This is a genomic window from Mesorhizobium sp. CNPSo 4689 (assembly GCF_057784325.1).
In genome coordinates this window covers 197,723-217,321 of record NZ_JBWLUZ010000003.1, presented here as the reverse complement: position 1 = coordinate 217,321, position 19,599 = coordinate 197,723, and the positions used below count along the sequence as shown (strand labels likewise).

General features: G+C 65.2%; 12 protein-coding genes. 7 read left to right on the top strand and 5 right to left on the bottom strand.

Going from position 1 to position 19,599, the window contains the following annotated elements; all coding sequences use genetic code 11:
* Positions 1 to 202: 202 nt before the first annotated feature.
* Together acs and AC04SI_RS06065 are read left to right on the top strand one after the other, a co-directional pair.
* A complete protein-coding gene (gene acs / locus AC04SI_RS06070; protein WP_404278706.1) occupies positions 203 to 2,158 on the top strand; it encodes an acetate--CoA ligase in 1,956 nt (651 codons plus the stop codon).
* Positions 2,158 to 2,907, top strand: coding sequence for an MOSC domain-containing protein (locus tag AC04SI_RS06065; protein WP_404278703.1), 750 nt, complete (start codon positions 2,158 to 2,160; stop codon positions 2,905 to 2,907). Before acs ends, AC04SI_RS06065 begins: the two co-directional genes overlap by 1 nt.
* A gap of 304 nt (positions 2,908 to 3,211) precedes the next feature.
* On the opposite strand, the gene AC04SI_RS06060 is transcribed toward AC04SI_RS06065, so the two are convergent.
* The gene (locus AC04SI_RS06060; protein WP_404278701.1) at positions 3,212 to 4,573 is read right to left on the bottom strand and encodes a pilus assembly protein TadG-related protein; all 1,362 of its coding nucleotides are present in this window, start codon (positions 4,571 to 4,573) and stop codon (positions 3,212 to 3,214) included.
* 295 nt (positions 4,574 to 4,868) lie between these two features.
* Positions 4,869 to 5,738, bottom strand: a complete 870-nt coding sequence (locus tag AC04SI_RS06055; protein WP_404278699.1) for a transglutaminase-like domain-containing protein — start codon at positions 5,736 to 5,738, stop codon at positions 4,869 to 4,871.
* A gap of 170 nt (positions 5,739 to 5,908) precedes the next feature.
* Here AC04SI_RS06055 and AC04SI_RS06050 point away from each other — a divergent pair, with 170 nt between their 5' ends.
* The gene (locus AC04SI_RS06050) at positions 5,909 to 6,574 is read left to right on the top strand and encodes an HAD-IA family hydrolase (protein ID WP_488474010.1); all 666 of its coding nucleotides are present in this window, start codon (positions 5,909 to 5,911) and stop codon (positions 6,572 to 6,574) included.
* Positions 6,575 to 6,753: 179 nt separating this feature from the next.
* Here the strand turns inward: AC04SI_RS06050 and AC04SI_RS06045 are convergent, their stop codons facing one another.
* Positions 6,754 to 6,975, bottom strand: coding sequence for a DUF1674 domain-containing protein (locus AC04SI_RS06045; protein WP_404278695.1), 222 nt, complete (start codon positions 6,973 to 6,975; stop codon positions 6,754 to 6,756).
* A gap of 102 nt (positions 6,976 to 7,077) precedes the next feature.
* Between AC04SI_RS06045 and htpX the strand changes: the two genes are divergently transcribed.
* The 4 genes from htpX to purH all read left to right on the top strand — a co-directional run bounded on the left by htpX (position 7,078) and on the right by purH (position 13,158).
* Positions 7,078 to 8,091 carry a zinc metalloprotease HtpX gene (gene htpX, locus AC04SI_RS06040; protein ID WP_488474009.1) on the top strand — a complete coding sequence of 338 codons (1,014 nt, stop codon included), beginning with the start codon at positions 7,078 to 7,080 and terminating at the stop codon, positions 8,089 to 8,091.
* The gene (locus AC04SI_RS06035) at positions 8,082 to 9,470 is read left to right on the top strand and encodes an RsmB/NOP family class I SAM-dependent RNA methyltransferase (protein WP_488474008.1); all 1,389 of its coding nucleotides are present in this window, start codon (positions 8,082 to 8,084) and stop codon (positions 9,468 to 9,470) included. Before htpX ends, AC04SI_RS06035 begins: the two co-directional genes overlap by 10 nt.
* A 146-nt stretch (positions 9,471 to 9,616) precedes the next feature.
* Positions 9,617 to 11,341 (top strand): heparinase II/III family protein, encoded by a 1,725-nt coding sequence (locus AC04SI_RS06030; RefSeq protein ID WP_404278689.1) that lies wholly within the window; start codon positions 9,617 to 9,619, stop codon positions 11,339 to 11,341.
* Positions 11,342 to 11,541: 200 nt separating this feature from the next.
* Entirely contained in the window at positions 11,542 to 13,158 is a 1,617-nt protein-coding gene (purH, locus tag AC04SI_RS06025) for a bifunctional phosphoribosylaminoimidazolecarboxamide formyltransferase/IMP cyclohydrolase (RefSeq protein ID WP_404278687.1), read from the top strand.
* Between the two features lie 162 nt (positions 13,159 to 13,320).
* Here purH and AC04SI_RS06020 read toward each other — a convergent pair whose 3' ends face one another.
* Entirely contained in the window at positions 13,321 to 14,697 is a 1,377-nt protein-coding gene (locus AC04SI_RS06020) for an MFS transporter (RefSeq protein ID WP_404278685.1), read from the bottom strand.
* Positions 14,698 to 14,782: 85 nt separating this feature from the next.
* On the bottom strand, positions 14,783 to 19,582 hold the full coding sequence (locus AC04SI_RS06015) for an NAD-glutamate dehydrogenase (protein WP_488474007.1): 4,800 nt from the start codon (positions 19,580 to 19,582) through the stop codon (positions 14,783 to 14,785).
* Positions 19,583 to 19,599: the final 17 nt, after the last annotated feature.

Genomic DNA, 19,599 nt, shown 5'->3' with positions numbered 1-19,599 from the left:
CGCCAAAACATGCAGTTAGCAGCGACCGTGGTCGAGTGCTGACAGCATCGGATCATGCCCCTGCGGCATCCCGCCGCGCGAATCCAACGTCTAATATTGCCGTCATCGTGGAACTGTTAATAATGCGCGCGAATTCGCGGCCGCTTTGCCGCGATGGCGCCGGCGCCCAAGCCGGCGCGTTGGTTTCGGGAGGGGAATAAAAATGTCCGAGGTTCATGTCCATCGCATCCAGCCGGCGTGGAAGAAGAACGCGCTGATCGACAACGACACCTACCTCAAATGGTATGCAGACAGCGTCAAGAACCCGGACAAGTTCTGGGGCAAGCACGGCAAGCGCATCGACTGGTTCAAGCCTTTCAGCAAGGTCAAGAACACCTCCTTCGACGGCAAGGTCTCGATCAAATGGTTCGAGGACGGCGAGACCAACGTCTCATACAACTGCATCGACCGGCACCTGAAGAAGCGCGGCGACCAGACCGCCATCATCTGGGAAGGCGACAATCCCTATGACGACAGGAAGGTCACCTACAACGAGCTCTACGCGCATGTCTGCCGCTTCGCCAATGTGCTGAAGAAGCACGGCGTCAAGAAGGGCGACCGCGTCACCATCTACATGCCGATGATCCCGGAAGCGGCCTATGCGATGCTCGCCTGCACGCGGCTAGGCGCCATCCATTCGGTGGTCTTCGGCGGCTTCTCGCCGGATGCGCTGGCCGGCCGCATCGACGACTGCAAATCGACCTTCGTCATCACCGCCGACGAGGGCCTGCGCGGCGGCAAGCACGTGCCCCTGAAGGAAAACACCGACAAGGCGATCGACATCGCCGCCAAGGCCGGCACCAAGGTCGAGAAGGTGCTGGTCGTGCGCCGCACCGGCGGCAAGATCAACTGGGTGGCGGGCCGCGACCTCTGGCACCATGACGAGATCGCGACGGTCAAGGCCGACTGCAAGCCGGAGAAGATGAAGGCCGAGGATCCACTGTTCATCCTCTACACATCGGGCTCGACCGGCAAGCCGAAGGGCGTGCTGCACACCACCGCCGGCTATCTCGTCTATGTCTCGATGACGCACCAATATGTCTTCGACTACCATGATGGCGACATCTACTGGTGCACCGCCGATGTCGGCTGGGTCACCGGCCACAGCTACATCGTCTACGGGCCGCTCGCCAATGGCGCCACCACGCTGATGTTCGAGGGCGTGCCCAACTACCCGTCGCAGTCGCGCTTCTGGGAAGTCATCGACAAGCACAAGGTCAACATCTTCTACACCGCGCCGACGGCGTTGCGCGCGCTGATGGGCGCCGGCGACAGCCACGTCACCGAGACCTCGCGCAAGTCGCTGCGCGTGCTGGGCTCGGTTGGCGAGCCGATCAATCCGGAAGCCTGGGAGTGGTATTTCAACGTCGTCGGCAACGGCAAGGTGCCGATCGTCGACACCTGGTGGCAGACCGAGACCGGCGGCATCCTGATCACGCCGCTGCCCGGCGCTACCAACCTCAAGGCGGGTTCGGCGACACGGCCCTTCTTCGGCGTCAAGCCGCAGCTGGTCGACAACGATGGCAAGGTGCTCGAGGCTGCGGCCGACGGCAATCTCTGCATCACCGATTCCTGGCCGGGCCAGATGCGCACCGTCTATGGCGATCACGAGCGCTTCGTGCAGACCTATTTCTCCACCTACAAGGGCAAGTACTTCACCGGTGACGGCTGCCGCCGCGACGAAGACGGCTACTACTGGATCACCGGCCGCGTCGACGACGTCATCAACGTCTCCGGCCACCGCATGGGCACGGCGGAAGTCGAATCGGCTTTGGTCAGTCACGACAAGGTTTCCGAGGCCGCCGTCGTCGGCTACCCGCACGACATCAAGGGCCAGGGCATCTACTGCTATGTCACGCTGATGGCAGGCGAGGCGTCGAGCGAGGCGCTGCGCAAGGAACTGGTCGACCATGTCCGCAAGGAGATCGGCGCCATCGCCACGCCTGACAAGATCCAGTTCGCGCCGGGCCTGCCCAAGACCCGTTCCGGCAAGATCATGCGCCGCATTCTGCGCAAGATCGCCGAGGACGATTTCGGCGCGCTCGGCGACACCTCGACGCTGGCCGATCCGGCCGTCGTCGATGATCTTGTCGCCAACCGGCAGAACAAGAAGGCATGATGCAGGACAAGACTGCCCTGGGTGCGGTTGCCCAGCTCTGGCGCTATCCGGCGAGCTCGCTCGCCGGCGAGCGCCTGGACGCGATCTCGGTCGGCCCCGAAAGCATCGACGGAGACCGCATGTTCGGCCTCGTCGATCGATCGGACAATGAGATCGCACGGCCCGACCGCGACGTGAAATGGCACAAGGTGCCGCGCATCCGCACCCGGCTGACCAACAACCGCGAACTGGAGATCGCCCTCCCCGACGGCGATTGGCTGGCCGCATCCGGCGCCGAAAGCGACCGCGCCATTTCAGCCTTTCTCGGCTTTGAAGCTTCGATCCGGCCGTTCCGCCGCGAAAACGCCGCGCCCGACTATGCCGGCCCGCTGACCGCGGAGCGCTACGCCAAGAACCCCATCCATCTGCTGACCACCGCCTCGCTGGCGCGGCTGAAGGCACTGCATCCGGAAGGTGCCGCCGATCCTCGCCGCTTCCGCCCCAACATCGTCGTCGACATGGAGCCGGTCGAAGGCTCGTTCCCCGAAACGGAATGGATCGGCCGCAAGCTAGCGATCGGCGACCTGCTGCTGACTATCTCCGAACCCTGCCGCCGCTGCGGCTTTACCATCATCGCCCAGGACGGTTTCGACAACGATCCCGGAATCCTGCGCAACCTGGTGCGCCACAACGCCCATAATCTCGGCGTCTACTGCACGGTCGACCGGCCGGGGCGGGTCGAGGTTGGCGCGCCGATGCGGTTCGTCTGACAAGGCGCCTCTGGCTTTTTCAAACCTGCGTCTTGTCTTTTGCTGCAACGCACCCCATCATGAGGGTGTGTTCAACAGATCGAAAGGAGGTGATCCGATGTCGAGTGATTTCGTTTTCCAGAACGTGGCCTCAGCGGATTGCACTTTCGGGAAGCAGTCTTCCCGTTAAGGCGCGAGATGCGCGGCAGGTGACGTGAGAGCGTCGCCGCCAGAGACCGCGCCATGGACGGAAACACGGAAGGCCGCCGGCTTCGAAAGAAGCGGCGGCCTTTTCCGTTCTCACGGACTGCCCGAAGTCGGCGGATCAGCGCTTGATAGTCAGCGTCTCGATGTTGCGTGCGATTTCAAGGAATGCTGCGTTGAGTTCGGTCCCGTTGGCCGCCTGATAGAAGTGCTTGATCTTGCCGGTGTCGGCGCTCGCGCAATCCTGCAGCGTCGCCTTAGCGTTCTTCTCCTGGAGGTCGAAGCCGATGGTGAAGATTTCGATGCCCTGGTCGCGCATGGCGGCACACAGTGTCTTTGCCGCGGTGCGGGTCGGTTCCTTGCCGGCGTCGTTGTAGACCTCGCCGACGCTGCTGGCGTCGAAATAGGACAGGTTGAACTCGCCGTCGGTCATTAGGATCGCGATCTTGGCGACCCTTTTCGGGTCCATCTTTGCCGGCCGCTGCGAAGCCTTCATCACGCTGCCCCAGTTCTCGGAAAGCATGTACCAGGCCCATTGCACGCCGATATGACCGGCAGTGCCGCCCGAGGCGGCAAAGGTCTTGATGACATTCTTCAGCGCATCGGCATCCGCCGTCAGCGGCATCAGGGCAGCGGCCGGGCAAGCTGCCGTGCGGCTGCTCTTTGCGAAGTCCGACAGGAAATAGTCGCGATTGACCATGCTGACGTCGGGGCCGGTGTCCGAATATTGATAGGTGCCCTTGCGCTCGGTGGCGCAATTGTCCGGGCGCGACGAGGCCGCGACATATTTCGGGTCGTCATTGCCCGGAGCCTGTTTGCGCTGGCCGGCCTTGGTTTCGACATAGACGCTGCTTTCCGCAAGCGAACCGGCATTGATCGAATTGGCGTAGGGCACGATCGACACCCGCACCCTGGGGTTGGCCTGGTTCTGATTGTCGAGGAAGCTGTCGACCGCATTTGCGGCGGCGGCCCTCAAGTCCTTTATCTTTTGACCGGTCATCGATCCGGTCACATCGAGCATCATTGCCACCTCGATCGTCTTGTCCGAATAAAGTGCCGTGGTGGAGACGCCCACGCGCTGCATGTCGCCCATGCTGAACAGCGGGAAATAGAAGGCGACATCGGCATGGACGTCCGCCCGGACGGTCTTGGCCGTCTTGTCGACCGTCAATTTGTCGAGAACGATCTGGTCGGTCTGCAGGATGCCGGCCGCGCTGTTGGCATCGAGAAAGGCCTGCACGGACTTGTTCGCATCGGCTTCCTTGATGACGCCGGTGGTGAGATCGCGCGCCGTCGAGGTAACCGCCGCGTCCACGATGCTCTGCAGGCTCAATTTGGCGTTGTAGAGTTGGGAGACATTGACTGCGAAGCCGACGCCCAGCGCCAGCACCGACGCCGCGAAGCCGAAGACGATGGCAAAGTTTCCGCCACGATCCCTGGCAAAGCCGCCGGCCGCCTGAACAAGACCTCTGAACCGCCGCATCTTTCCGCCTCCACTTGCCGCGGCCTCGAAACCGCATGAGGGGAGTTGCAGGAATCCGGCCGGATGGCGCTGCCGCGACCGCAAAAGCCGCCATCTCCTGTCAAGCCATTGTTTTCACTCGGCTTCGAAGTCGGGCAAGGTGAATGGCCGGTAAACAGAAAACCCGAGCCGCAACTTCCTTTACGAAGTGCTTACCATGATCCCGCCCGTGGTGCTTTTCGGTCCCGGTCCGGCACAGACCGACTGTCCCGAAGCGGATCACCCGTCGATCTCAGGCCGGTCTCGGGCGGCGTCGTCAGGCCAGCATCTGGGCGCTGACGGTCCTGTCGACGCCATGATGGGGCGGATTGAACAGATTGCGCTCCTGCTCATAGGTCCAGACCTTGAACAGGCTGAGACGGTGCTGGCCGAAACTGTGCAGCAGCGGCACGTCGGTGGCGTCGCGGCCGCGCGCGATGACGACGCGGCCGATCCTCGGGCGATTGTGGCGCGGATCGAACGTGTACCACTTGCCGTCGAGGAAGACTTCCATCCACGCCGAGAAATCCATCGGCGCTGGATCGACCGGCACGCCGATATCGCCGAGATAGCCGTTCACGTAGCGGGCCGGGATGTTCATGCAGCGGCAGAGCGTGATCGCCAGATGGGCAAAGTCGCGGCAGACGCCGACGCGCTCCTCATGCGCCTGCGCCGCCGTGCGGGTCGAGCGCGCATAGCCGTAGCCGAACGACAGGCGGCTGTGGACATAGTCGACGATCGCCTGCACCCGCGCCCAGCCCGGCGGAAGGTTGCCGAACAGCTGCCAGGCGAGGTCGCTGAGATGGTCGGTCTCGCAGTAGCGGCTGCCAAGCAGATAGACGAGCACCTCATCGGGCAGTTGCGCCACCGGCGTTTCCCCGGCCAGCGTGTTGACGTCGTCGGTCTCGCCGCTGTCCTCGATGACCGCGTCGTAGAGGATGCGGAACCCGCCGGCGGGCGCGGTGAAACGGCGGCAGCTGTTGCCATGGCGGTCGTGATAGACCCGGGTCGGGACCGAAGGCGACGTCAGCACGCGGGTCTGCCGCTTGATGTCGGCCTGGCGCTCCCGGTGGATGTCGAGCAGTGAAATGATCGGCGTTGCAGCGTCACTCTCAATAGCAATTTCGTAGCCGAGCCTGATCAGCATCGCGGTCCCCCTTCGGTCTTCTTGAAAGTGAATGACCTCAACGCGCCAAGAGGACCATGGTTCCCCCGCGACGGGTCGAAAAGGTGACGCCACGGCTTCCAATGGCAAGGCCATGACGCTAGGGTCGCACCCTCCCGAACCGACCCCCCAAAACAACGCCAGGATATCAGATGTTTGCAGGCAGAAAATTCGCGGCCTTTCTGTTCGACATGGACGGCACGGTGATCAACTCCATTGCCGCCGCCGAAAGGGTGTGGGCGCAGTGGGCGCAGCGCCAGGGCCTCGACGTCGCCACCTTCCTGCCGACGATCCATGGGGTGCGGGCGATCGAGACCATCGGCCGGCTCAATCTTCCAGGCGTCGACCCGGTAAGCGAGGCCGATGCGCTGTTGCAGGCCGAGGCGGCCGACCTCGACGGCATCCTCCCGATCGCCGGCGCGGTCGCCTTTCTGAAGTCGCTGCCACCCGAACGCTGGGCCATCGCCACGTCGGCGCCGCGCGAGCTGGCGCTGCTGCGCATGAAGGCGGCCGGCATCCCGATACCAGCCGTCATAGTCGCTGCCGAGGATGTCACGCGCGGCAAGCCGGCGCCCGATTGCTTCCGGCTGGCCGCCGAACGGCTCGGCGTGGATGCGCGCGATTGCCTCGTCTTCGAGGATGCCCCAGCCGGCATTGCCGCGGCCGAGGCGGCCGAAGCCACGGTCATGGTGATCAGCGCCACGCACGGCTATCCGCTGCAGACGCCACACATGGCAATCGCCTCTTACGACGGGCTCGGCATCGCCGTCGACGATCGCGGCTGGATCGCTCCCGCACCGGAGCTGGCCGCGGCTTAAGGCCCCTAGCTTCGTCATCCCAGGGCGAAGCAGGAGCGAAGCGACGTCGCGGAGACCCTGGGATGACGAATGGGAGGGGCGTTTCCGCTAATCTCCGAAGTGCGTGATCGGCAACACAAGCACCGGAAGCGCAGGAAGCCGCCATTTGCAGGCCGGCATCACCTGAATATCAGCCCAGCCTAAAAATCGCTGGTCAGGCCTTTCAGTTCCCAGTCGCCATAGCGGCCGGGCTCCTTGCCGCCGCGGCCGCCGATTTCCTTCGGCAGCGCCGCTTCCTTTTCGCGATATGCCTCGCGCCTTGCCCGCGCTTCCGCCAGCGCGCGGCTGGCCGCCGGCGTCAGCGTTTTTTGCGGTGTGTCGCGATCCGGGCCGGTGTCGGCTTTGCTGGTCTGGTCGGTCATGCGATAGTCCCGGCGGATTGAAACAGGGGCAGGCGTTTCCCATCATATAGCGATGAGCCCGCTTGGATCGACCCCTTTTCGCCGCCACGGACGGAGCAGCCGATGAACACCCTTCGCACCGCCATGCTTCTCGCCGCGATGACGGCTTTGTTCATGGGCGTCGGCTTTCTGATCGGCGGAACGGGCGGCATGATGATCGCTCTGCTGATCGCCGCCGGCACCAACCTGTTCAGCTACTGGAACGCCGACAAGATGGTGCTGTCGATGAACCGCGCCGTCGAGGTCGACGAGAAGAATGCGCCCGAATATTACGCCATCGTCCAGGCGCTCGCCCAACGCGCCGGTCTGCCGATGCCGAAAACCTATCTGATCGACAACCCTCAGCCCAACGCCTTCGCCACCGGCCGCAACCCCGAGAATGCCGCGGTGGCCGCTTCGACCGGGCTGTTGCAGAGGCTGTCGCATGAGGAGGTCGCGGCGGTTATGGCGCACGAGCTTGCCCATGTGCAGCACCGCGACACGCTGACCATGACCGTCGTCGCCACCCTTGCCGGCGCCATCTCGATGCTCGGCAATTTCGCCTTCTTCTTCAGCGGCAGCCGCGACAACAACAACCCGTTCGGCTTCGTCGGCGTGCTGGTGGCCATGCTGGTGGCGCCCTTCGCCGCCATGATCGTGCAGATGGCGGTCAGCCGCACCCGCGAATACGAGGCCGACCGGCGCGGTGCCGAGATCGTCGGAAACCCGCTTTGGCTGGCTTCGGCCCTTGACAAGATCGCCCGCAGCGCCGAACGCATCCCCAACCCGGATGCCGAGCGCAACCCGGCCATGGCCCATCTCTTCATCATCAACCCGCTTTCCGGCGAGCGCATGGACAATCTGTTCTCCACACATCCAAACACCGACAACCGCATCGCCGCCCTGCAGGCGATGGCGCGCGGCGGTGCGTCGCAGGCAGCGCCGCGCCAGGCGCCGACGCCACGCCAGGCGGACGAGCAGCCATCGGCGGGACCGTGGGGCAAGCAAGCTGAGCAGGAGCAGCCGGCCGAGCCGGCGCGGCCCAAGTCCAACCCGTGGGGACGCAACCCGACCGGACCCAAAGGTCCGTGGTCGTGAGCGGCGCCAAACGCCGGCAGAGGACACCAGGCGATCGTGAAGACAGCGCAGGCGGCGAGGCGGTAGCCGGCCTCGCCGCGCGCATGGCGGCGGCGCGCCTGCTCGCCGCCGTCATCGATGCGCGCACGCCGCTCGACGGACTGACCGATCACGAGAACGGCCACCCGCAATACAAGGCGCTCGACCTGCGCGACCGCGCGCTGGTGCGCGCCATACTGGTCACCGCGCTGCGCTATCGCATGACGATTGCGGGCCTGCTGGCGCGGCGCCTGGAAAAGCCGCTGCCGGCCAATGCCACCGTGCTGTCGCACATACTGCATGTGGCAGCGGCGCAGATCCTGTTCCTCGACATTCCCGACAGCGCCGCTGTCGACCTCGCCGTCACCCACGCCAAGTCCGACCCGCGCACGCTGCGCTTTTCTGGCCTCGTCAACGGCGTGCTGCGCACCTTGGCGCGCGCCAAGGAGGCGGAATTGCCTGCCGCCCTTGCCGCCACCGACGAAGCGCCAAAATGGTTTTCCGACCGGTTGAAGGCGGCCTATGGCGCCGACAGGACCGGGCAGATCCTGGCTGCCCATCGCCATGAGGCGCCGGTCGATTTCACCGCCAAGTCCGATCCGGCACTTTGGGCCGAACGGTTCGGCGGCATAGTGCTGCCGACCGGCACGGTGCGCGTGGAAAAACTCTGTGCCTCCGTCCCCGACCTGCCCGGCTTCGCCGACGGCGCCTGGTGGGTGCAGGACGCCGCCGCCAGCCTGCCGGCCCGGCTGTTCGGCGAAGTGAAAGGGCTTCGTGTCGCCGATCTCTGCGCCGCCCCCGGCGGCAAGACCGCGCAGCTCATTCTTGCCGGCGCCAAGGTCACCGCGGTCGACACGTCGAAAAACCGGCTGGCGCGGCTGACGCAGAATCTCGAGCGGCTCGGCCTCTCCGCCGAGATCGTCCAGGCCGACCTGCTCGACTACCAACCGGAGGAATTGTTCGAAGCAATTCTCCTCGACGCGCCCTGCTCCTCGACCGGCACGGTGCGGCGGCATCCCGACGTGCCATGGACCAAGACCATGGCCGATGTCGAAAAGCTCGCCGGGCTGCAGGCAAGGCTGCTCGCCCGCGCCGTCAGCCTGGTCAAACCGGGCGGGCGGATCGTCTTTTCCAACTGTTCGCTCGACCCGATCGAAGGCGAGGACCTTTACCGCGCCTTCCTTGCTGGCACGGCTGATGTCGTCGACGATCCCGTTCGGCCTGGCGAGTTTGCCGGCATCGATGCGTTCCTGACGCCGCAGGGCACGCTGCGCACCACGCCCGCCGATCTGATGCTTGAAACGCCTGGGATTTCCGGTCTCGACGGCTTCTTCGCCGCCCGCATGCGCCGGGCCGGCTAAAATCGTTTTTCACTAAAATTTGCTGACTTTTCTAAGGAGAATCAGGCCGCAGCAGCGTGAACTCCTTCACGATGGCGAAATCCACCTTCGCATAAGTTCTTGAATCATATAAGCTTGTCCTTGGGTATGGACGACCAGGAGGGGATTTGGCACTTGCTGCCGGCAGCACGACGCGTCTTTGGACGCTTGTCGCGAGGGAGTTCTGGCGCAAGACGCGCCGGCGCCTGCGTGCCGGGCCGATCTATCGCTGGCGCTACTCCGGCCGCACGCCCGAACGCGTCCTGATCGCACCACCGGACCTGAGGCTCGCCGATCCGCAGATTGCGCTCGAGATCTATTACGGCCGCTATCCGCTGTCGGGCCATATGGTCGAGACCGGCGGCAAGTCGCCGTTCCAGATCGCCGTGCCCAATCGCGGCTGGCAAAAGACGCTGCACGGTTTTCGCTGGCTTCGCCACATGCGCGCCGCCGGCACCGAGCTTGCCGCCGCCAACGCCCGCGCCCTGGTTTCCGACTGGATCGCCATACACGGCAACCAGATTTCGGGCATCGCCTGGGAACCCGGCACGACGGCCAAGCGGGTCATTGCCTGGCTGCAGCATTCGTCAGTGGTGCTGCAAGGTGCGGAATTTCCCTTCTATCGCGCCTTCCTGAAATCACTTGCCATGCAGATACGCTATCTCCGGTCGATGGCGCGCGAAATGCCTGATGGCAAGGACAGGCTGCGCGCCCGTATCGCGCTCGCCTTCGCCGCTTTATCCCTGCCAGCGCCGGCATCGGCGCTGCGCATTGCCACCCGCAACCTGGCGGAGGAGCTCGAGCGCCAGATCCTCCCGGATGGCGGCCATATTTCGCGCAACCCGATGACGGTGCTCGAACTTCTCGCCGACCTCCTTCCGCTGCGCCAGACCTACGCCAACCAGGCCGAGACGCCGCCGCCGGCGCTGATGGGCGCCATCGACCGCATGCTGCCGGCGCTGCGTTTCTTTCGCCACCAGGACGGCAGCCTCGCCCGCTTCAACGGCATGGGCGCCACCATCCACGACCGCATCGCCACCATCCTGCGCCACGACGACACTGTCGGCGCGCCGCTGCTGCATGCGCCGCATTCGGGCTATGAGCGCCTGTCGATGGGCGGCGTGACCGTCATCGCCGACACCGGCCTGCCGCCGCCCATCGATGTTTCCAACGCCGCGCATGCCGGCTGCCTCGCCTTCGAACTCTCCTCCGGCCGCCAGCACTATGTCGTCAATGCCGGCATCGACACCTACGGCGCCGCCGAATTCCGGCCGCTGGCCCGCGCCACGGCCGCGCACTCCACCGCCACCATCAACGACACCTCGTCGGCGCGTTTCAGCCATTCGCTACGCGTCAACGATCTCCTGGGCTCGCCGCTGATCGGCGGTCCGCAGCATACGCCCTGCAAACGCACCGACCAGAAGGGCAGCCAGGGCTTCATCGCCCGCCACGACGGCTATGCCGCGCGCTTCGGCTTCCTGCACGAGCGCGAGCTGACGCTGGCGAACAACGGCAATGTACTGACCGGCAGGGACCGCTTCCTGCGCCCCGGCGGTGCTGCGATCCGCAACAACGGCCGCGACTTTGTCACGGTGCGCTTCCACATCCATCCCGATGTAGATCTGCTGCAGGACGAGCATGACCGGCTGGTGCTGACCGGCGATCAGACCGACACCTGGGTCTTGACCTGCAAGGAGGTCGTGCCGGAGGTCGAGGAATCGATCTATTTCGCCGGCCTTGGCGGCCCGCGCCGCAGCCGCCAGATCGTGCTGGCCTTCAAGGCCTCCGAGATATCGGAGGTTCACTGGCAGCTGACACGGACCAGCATCGCCGGCTATCCCGAAAACAACTAGTGCATGTCGCGCAAAAAGTGCGCAGCGGTTTTGCGATAACGACATGCAAAGAACCAAGAACTTAATGCGCGGCGTATGAATCCGTTTGGATCGACGCGCTTTAAGTGCCTGCCGTGACGAAGCGCCCGGCTTGATTTCCGGGCCTCATATGCTACGGCCCGGTCACGCTTCCCAATCCAGCCGTGAAAGGCCGCCAGCCCATGGCCGTCGCCAGCAAAAACATTCCAGCGCCCGACCTCGTCCCGATCCGCCGCGCGCTGCTGTCCGTCTTCGACAAGACCGGCCTCGTCGATTTCGCCAAGGCGCTCGCCGCGGCCGGAGTCGAGCTGGTCTCCACCGGCGGCACCGCGAAGGCGATCGCCGAAGCCGGCATGGCCGTGCGCGACGTCTCCGAGCTGACCGGCTTTCCCGAGATCATGGACGGCCGCGTCAAGACGCTGCATCCGTCGGTGCATGGCGCCCTGCTCGGCATACGCGACGACGCCGAGCATGCCAGCGCGATGCGGACCCACGGCATTGAGCCGATCGACCTCGTCGTCTCCAACCTCTATCCGTTCGAGGAGGTCCGCCGCTCCGGCGCCGGCTATGCTTCGATCGTCGAGAACATCGACATTGGCGGCCCGGCGATGATCCGCGCCTCGGCCAAGAACCACGCCTATGTCGCCATCGTCACCGACCCCGGCGACTATGCATCGGTGCTCAACGCGCTGGAGATGAATATCGGCTCGCTGTCGCTGGATTTCCGCAAGAAGCTGGCGGCCAAGGCCTTCGCCCGTACCGCCAGCTACGATGCGGCGATTTCCGGCTGGTTCGCCGAGGCGCTGGAGATCGAACATCCGACATGGCGCGCCTTCGGCGGCCGGCTGGTCGAGGTGATGCGCTATGGCGAGAACCCGCACCAGGGCGCCGGCTTCTACGTCAACGGCGACAAGCGGCCGGGCGTCGCCACCGCCCGCCAGTTGCAGGGCAAGCAGCTCTCCTACAACAACATCAACGACACCGACGCCGCCTTCGAACTGGCAGGCGAGTTCGACCCGGCCCGCTCGGCCGCGATCGCCATCATCAAGCATGCCAACCCGTGCGGCGTCGCCGAGGGGGCGTCGCTGAAGGCGGCCTATGCCAAGGCGCTGGCCTGCGACCCGGTCTCTGCCTATGGCGGCATCATCGCCATGAACCGCATCCTCGACGCCGAAGCGGCCGAGGAGATCGTGAAGACTTTCACCGAGGTGATCATCGCGCCCGACGCCTCCGAGGAAGCGGCTCGCATCGTCGCCGCCAAGAAGAACCTGCGCTTGCTGGTCGCGGGCGGCCTGCCCGATCCTCGCGCCGCCGGCACGACGGTCAAATCCGTCGCCGGCGGACTGCTCGTCCAGGGCCGCGACAATGCGGTGATCGACGACCTTGAGCTGAAGGTGGTGACCAAGCGCGCGCCGACGCCGGCCGAGATGGCCGATCTCAAATTCGCCTTCCGCGTCGCCAAGCATGTCAAGTCGAACGCCATCGTCTACGCCAGGGACGGCGCCACCGTCGGCATCGGCGCCGGCCAGATGAGCCGCGTCGATTCCTCGCGCATCGCCGCCCGCAAGGCGCTCGACGCCGCCGAGGCGGCCGGGCTGGCGGAACCGCTGACCAAGGGCTCGGTCGTCGCCTCCGATGCCTTCTTCCCCTTCGCCGACGGGCTGTTATCGGCGATCGAAGCCGGCGCCACCGCCGTCATCCAGCCGGGCGGCTCGATGCGCGACGACGACGTCATCGCCGCCGCCGACGAACATGGCATCGCCATGGTGTTTACGGGTGTGAGGCACTTCCGGCATTGAGGCGCGCTCTTTCCTTCTCCCCTTGCGGGAGAAGGTGGATCGGCGGGCAGCGCCGAGACGGATGAGGGGTGTTGGAAGAAACTCAACGCCTCATTGTCCAGCACCCCTCATCCGTCGCCTTCGGCGACACCTTCTCCCACAAGGGGGAGAGGGAAAAAGGGCTCACTCCACTGGCTGGTCGGCCGGATATGGCGTCCTGATCAATATCGCCATGCCAGCGCCCAGGAACAGCACTATGGCCGCCATGCCGAGCCGCGATGAGCCGCTGGCCAAGGTGATGGTTGCCACCATGAAGGGTGCGGCGAAACTGGTCGCTCGACCAGCCAGCGCATAGATGCCGAAATAGCGGCCCGATTCGGCGGCGGTGACGCTACGCGCCATATAGGAGCGCGATGAGGCCTGCACCGGACCGAAGGCAAGCCCGATCAGCAGGCCGTAGAAGATATAGGCCTTTTCAGCCGGCGTGCCGAACAATCCGCCGCTATCGGTTTCGGGCATCATCCAGGCGCCGAACAGCGTATAGCCCGGGCCGGTCGAGACGATGCCGATGGTGGCGATGCTGAGCAGGACGAGCGAGATAAGCACGATGGTCTTGGAGCCAAGCGCCGTATCGAGACGGGCGGCAACCAGGCAACCGACGATGGCGACGACATTGAGGATGATGCCGAACATGCCGATCTCGGTGATCGACCAATGGAACATTGCCGCCGCAAAGGTGCCGCCCAGTGCCAGCAGCGCGTTGACGCCGTCCTGATAGATCATGCGGGCAATGAGGAACCGGAAGATGCCGCTGCGCTGGCGCACTTCGGCGAGCGTCGACTTCAGTTCCGACAGGCCCTCGCGCACTGCCGGCCCGATCGCAATGCCCCTGATGGCGTCCGGCGTGAAGAAGAACATCGGCAGGATGAACAGGAAGTACCAGCCGGCCGAGAGCGGTCCGGTGGCCCGCGCATCCTCGCCGAGCTTCGGATCGAGCCCGAAGATGGGATCGAGACCGACGATGGTCTTGCCGGTCTCCGGCGAACCGGCCATGCAGGCGACGACGAAGATCAACGCGATCATGCCGCCGAGATAGCCAAGGCCCCAGGCCATGTTGGAAATTCGGCCGATCTCGCTCTTCGGCACCAGGCGCGGCATCATGGAATCGTTGAACACCGTCGAGAACTCAGCCGCGACGGAGGCGATCGAGAACAGCGCCACGATCAGGAAAAGGTTCGAACCGGGCGCGGCGAACCAAAGCAGGGTCAGACTGGTGATCTTGATCGCAGCGAAGAACGCGATCCACGGCTTGCGCGGTCCGGTCTGGTCGGCGATCGAGCCGAGGATCGGCGACAGCACGGCGATAGCCAGGCCCGCCGCTGCTATGCCGTAACCCCAGGCCGCCTGGCCCGTCTCCGGATCGCTGGCCATGCGCGAGACGAAGTAGGGCCCGAAGATGAAGGTGGTGACAACCGTGAAGAACGGCTGCGCCGCCCAGTCGAACAGCATCCATCCCCAGATGCCGCGTCCCGATGCCCGCTGCACTGCCACCTCGGTCATGTCCCCTCCCGCAGAACGGCGCCCGAAGCAGGGCGCCGTGTAGCTCTATAGCGTAGTTCCTGCCAGCAATCTCGCCCGATCTGGCTCACATCCCCGTCAGATCGCTCATCAGCCCTGACGCCACCGACAGCCGCGACACGGTGATGTCGCCGCCCTCGGTCAGCGCCTGCAGCCGCTCGCGGATGCGCCCGACCCGCTCGCCACCGGCCTCCAGCCAGGCCGCCACCGGGTCGGCCGCCTTGGCATGGCCGGTGAGCGCCGCCACCGCTATGCCGCGCCTGGCCGCGCCGATCGTGTCGGTCGCGCGCGACAGAGCGAGCTGGTCGTAGTAGTCGGAGGGCGTGATCGAGCGCGCCGCATCCTCGACTCGCGGAATGCGGAAGGCGTCGCTGACGGCGAAGAAGGCCTTGGCGGCGACGACGATATCGGCATTGGCCATGCGCGCCGTTAGCGCGATGTCGGGGATCAGTTCCGCCACATCGGTCAGCGCCAGCTGCGCGGCGAGCTTCTCCGGCGCGCCGGCCTTGAACAGACCATGCCGCCGCTCCTCTATCCGCTCGCGCGAGAAGGCGGGCAGCAGCGAGGCGAGTTTCGGCTCCAGTGCCTTGCGCGCCTCCTGGAGCTCGGCAATCCGCTGGCCGAGCGTTGCCGTGCCGGCATCGTTCTTAAGATACCAGCCGCTTGTCACGAAGATAAGCCGGCTAATCGCCTGATAGAGGTCGAGCTGCACCTGGCCGTCGATCTGGTTGTCGAGCGCGTCGATCTCGCTGTAGAGCGCCGGCAAGGCAAAGCCGTCACGCACCACGGCGAAGGTGCGCACTACGTCTGCGGCGGTTCGGCCGGTGGCTTCCTGCAGCCGGTTGACGAAGGAAGGTCCGCCGCGATTGACCAGGTCGTTGGCCAGGACGCGGGTGATGATCTCGCGGCGCAGCCGGTGGCCGCGGATCTCGGCGGCGTATTTCTTCGCCATCCGGTCCGGGAAATAGCCCATCAGGTCGCGGTCGAAATGCGCATCGTCCGGCACGTCGCTGGCGACGATGTCGGAGAACAGCACGATCTTGGCATAGGCGAGCAGCACGCCGAGCTCGGCTCGGGTCAGCGGCTCGCCGCGCGCCTCGCGCTCGGCAAGCGCCGCCGGCGACGGCAGCGTCTCGACGGCGCGATCGAGCAGGCCGCGTGCTTCGAGTGCCGACATGAACCGGCTCTGATGCGCGATATCGGCGAGCCCGCGCTTGCGCGCCATCGAAAGCGCCAGCGTCTGCTGGTAGTTGTTGGACAGCACCAGTGAGCCGACCTCATCGGTCATCTCGGCGAGCAATTTGTTGCGCGCCGGCCGGGTCAGCGATCCCTTGCGCATGGCCGAAGCCAGCGCGATCTTGATGTTGACTTCGACGTCGGAGCAGTTGACGCCCGCCGAATTGTCGATGGCGTCGGAATTGCAGCGGCCGCCCGCAAGCCCGAACTCGATGCGCGCCCGCTGCGTCACGCCAAGATTGGCGCCCTCGCCAATGACCTTGGCGCGCACGTCGAGCGCGGTGATGCGGATGGCGTCATTGGCGCGGTCGCCGACATCCGCATTGGTTTCGGTGGAGGCCCTGAGATAGGTGCCGATGCCGCCGAACCACAAAAGATCGACCGGCGCCTTGAGAATGGCGTTCATGATCTCGACCGGCGTCGCGGTGGTCTTGCCAAGGCCGATGGCCGCGGCAGCCGCCGCCGGCAGCGTGATCGACTTCTGGCTGCGCGAGACGATGATGCCGCCTTCCGACAGCTTGGTCTTGTCATAGTCCTGCCAGCTCGAGCGCGGCAAAGCGAACACGCGCTGGCGTTCCGCCATCGAGGCCGCCATGTCCGGATCGGGATCGATGAAGATGTCGCGATGGTCGAAGGCGGCGATCAGCCTTGTCTGCGGCGACAACAGCATGCCGTTGCCGAACACGTCGCCCGACATGTCGCCGACACCGACGACGGTGAAGGGCGCGGTCTGGATGTCGCGGTTCATCTCGCGGAAATGCCGCTTCACCGCTTCCCAGCCGCCCTTGGCGGTGATGCCCATTTTCTTGTGGTCGTAGCCGGCCGAGCCGCCGCTGGCGAAGGCATCGTCGAGCCAGAAGCCGTGCTTCTCGCTTATCGCGTTGGCGGTGTCGGAGAAGGTCGCCGTGCCCTTGTCGGCGGCGACCACGAAATAGGGATCGTCCTGGTCGCGCCGGATCACGCCGGCCGGCGGAATGACCTCGTCGATGCCGATATTGTCGGTGATCGACAACAGGCTGGAGACGAAGTTCTTGTAGGCCGAGGTTCCGGCCTCGAAGATGGCGTCGCGGCCGGCGCTCATCGGCAGCTTCTTCGGATAGAAACCGCCCTTGGCGCCGACCGGCACGATCACCGCATTCTTGACCTGCTGCGCCTTGACCAGGCCGAGCACCTCGGTGCGGTAGTCCTGGGCGCGGTCCGACCAGCGCAGGCCGCCGCGCGCGACAGGGCCGAAGCGCAGATGCACGCCTTCGACCTCCGAGCCATAGACGAAGATCTCCCGCCACGGCCGTGGCGCCGGCAGCCCGTCGACCGCCTGCGAGTCGAGCTTGATCGCCAGCGACTGGCCCTTCGCTTTCGTATCGGCAACGAAATGATTGGTGCGCAGCGAAGCTTCGATCAGGTTGAGGTAGCGGCGGATGATGGTGTCGTCATCGATGTTGGGCACCTCTTCCAGCGCATCCCTGATCTTGGCCTTGAGGTGCTTGGCCGCCACCACGCCTTCTGTCTCGGCCGTTGGCCCGAGGCGGGCGACGAACAGCGCATGCAGGCCGCGCGCGATATCCGGATAGCGGTTGAGCGCTGCGGCGATGAAATCCTGGCTCTGCGGGATGCCGGCCTGCTGCAGATAGCGGCCATAGGCGCGCAGGATGGTGACTTCGTCCGACCACAGTCCGGCGGTCTGTGCCAGGCCGTTATAGCCGTCATTGTCGATGTCGCCGCGCCAGACCGACAGGAAGGCGTCCTCGAACAGCCCGCCGCCATCGCCGAGGTCGATCGGCTTGCCGTAGCTGTTCTCGAGCTCCATGTCGTGGATGAAGACCTTGTCGGTCGCTTCCTCACCGACCTCGAAGGTGCGCTCGCTGATGACGCGGAAGCCGATGTTTTCCAGCACCGGCACCCGCCTCGACAGCGCCACGGGGCTGCCATGGTGATAGATCTTCAGCGCCGCCTGGTGCGGCTGCTGGTCGGCATGCCGGTAATAGTCGATGGCGATCGGATTGGCGGCACTGATCCTGGCGATGCTCCCGGCATCGGCCAGCGCCACCGCCGGCGGGAAACTATCGCGATAGCTTTCCGAAAAGCGCGCGGCGATCGCGGTGAGCGCCGCTTCCGTGCCGGTCTCGGCCGCAGTTTCACGCAGCGCGTCGTCCCAGGTGCGCACGATGTCGCGGATCGCCGCTTCGATCGCCGCCTGCTCGACCTTCGGCGTCTTGCCGCCGGAGCGGCCGATGATGAAATGCACGCGCGCCAGCCCGCCTTCCGGGAAGGCCGGGTAATAGGCCGACAGCCGGCCTTCGAACACCGTCTTGAGGTACGTGCCGACCTTCTCGCGCACGACGCTGTCGTAGCGGTCGCGCGGCACGAAGACGAGGATCGAGACGAAACGGTCGAACTGGTCGGCGCGCACCAGCGCCCTGACGCGCGGCCGTTCGATCAGTCCGAGGATCGCCTCGGCGTGCTTCCTGAGGATCGGAATCGGCACCTGGAACAGCTCGTCGCGCGGATAGCTTTCCAGCACGTTGATCAGCGCCTTGCCGGAGTGATCGCCGGGATTGAAGCCGGATTTCGTGATGACGGTCTCGGCCTTCGACCTGAGATAGGGGATCTTCATCACCGAGCGCGTGTAGGCGGTCGAAGTGAACAGGCCGACGATGCGCAGTTCGCCCGAAAGCGTGCCCTTGGCGGTGTAGGTCTTGACGCCGATGTAATCGAGATAGATGCGCCGATGCACGGAAGACTTGGCGTTGGCCTTGGTGACGATCAGCGGTTCCGGCCCATGCAGGAAGGCGCGGATCTCGGGCGTGGTCGTCACCGCTTCGGTGCCGCGCCTCAAAACCAGCACGTCCGGATCGGACAGGATGCCGAGGCCGGGCTTCTCGGCGCGCTCCAGCGTGCCACTCTTCTCGCCGCCGGTATATTTGAACTCGCGCATGCCGAGGAAGGTGAAATTGTCGTCGCGCAGCCATTCGAGGAAGGCGATTGCCTCGGTGACATGCGCCTTGTCGAGCGGCACCGGCGCGTAGCGGAACTCCGAGATTGCCTGGTCGAGGCGGGCCAGCATCGGCTTCCAGTCGGTGACTGCGGCGCGCACTTGGCCCAGCAGCTTCTTCAGCCGTCCGGCCAAAGCCTCGGCCTGGTCAGCGGACATGCGACCGATATGGACATGGACGACGCTCAGACGGTCATGGCTGAGATCGCCCTTGGCAAAGCCGCCATCGCCGAGGATTTCATCGACGCCGCTCTTGCCGTGCCTGACGACGACGACCGGATGGGTGACCAGCAGCGGCTCGCCGGCGCTCTCGGTGATCTCGCCGAGGATCGAATCGAACAGGAACGGCATGTTGTCGTTGACGACGGTGATGACCGTCAGCGGCCGGCCCTGGCGCACGACCCCGGACTCGACGTCTATGGCGACGACGCATTCGCCCTTCCTGTGCCTGGCGACGGCACGGCCGGCCAGATCGGCGGCGCGTTCGAGGTCGGAGGAATCATAGGCAGCGACGTCTTCGGCCGGCGCCCGGGCAAGCAGGTAATCGGCAAGCTTGCCGGCTTTTTCGCTCCCCCTTGCCGCGTCCTTCTTGGCCGGACTCGCCTTTTTCGACTGGCTTGCTGTTTTGAGGCTGGCCATGGTGTCAAATCCCTCCC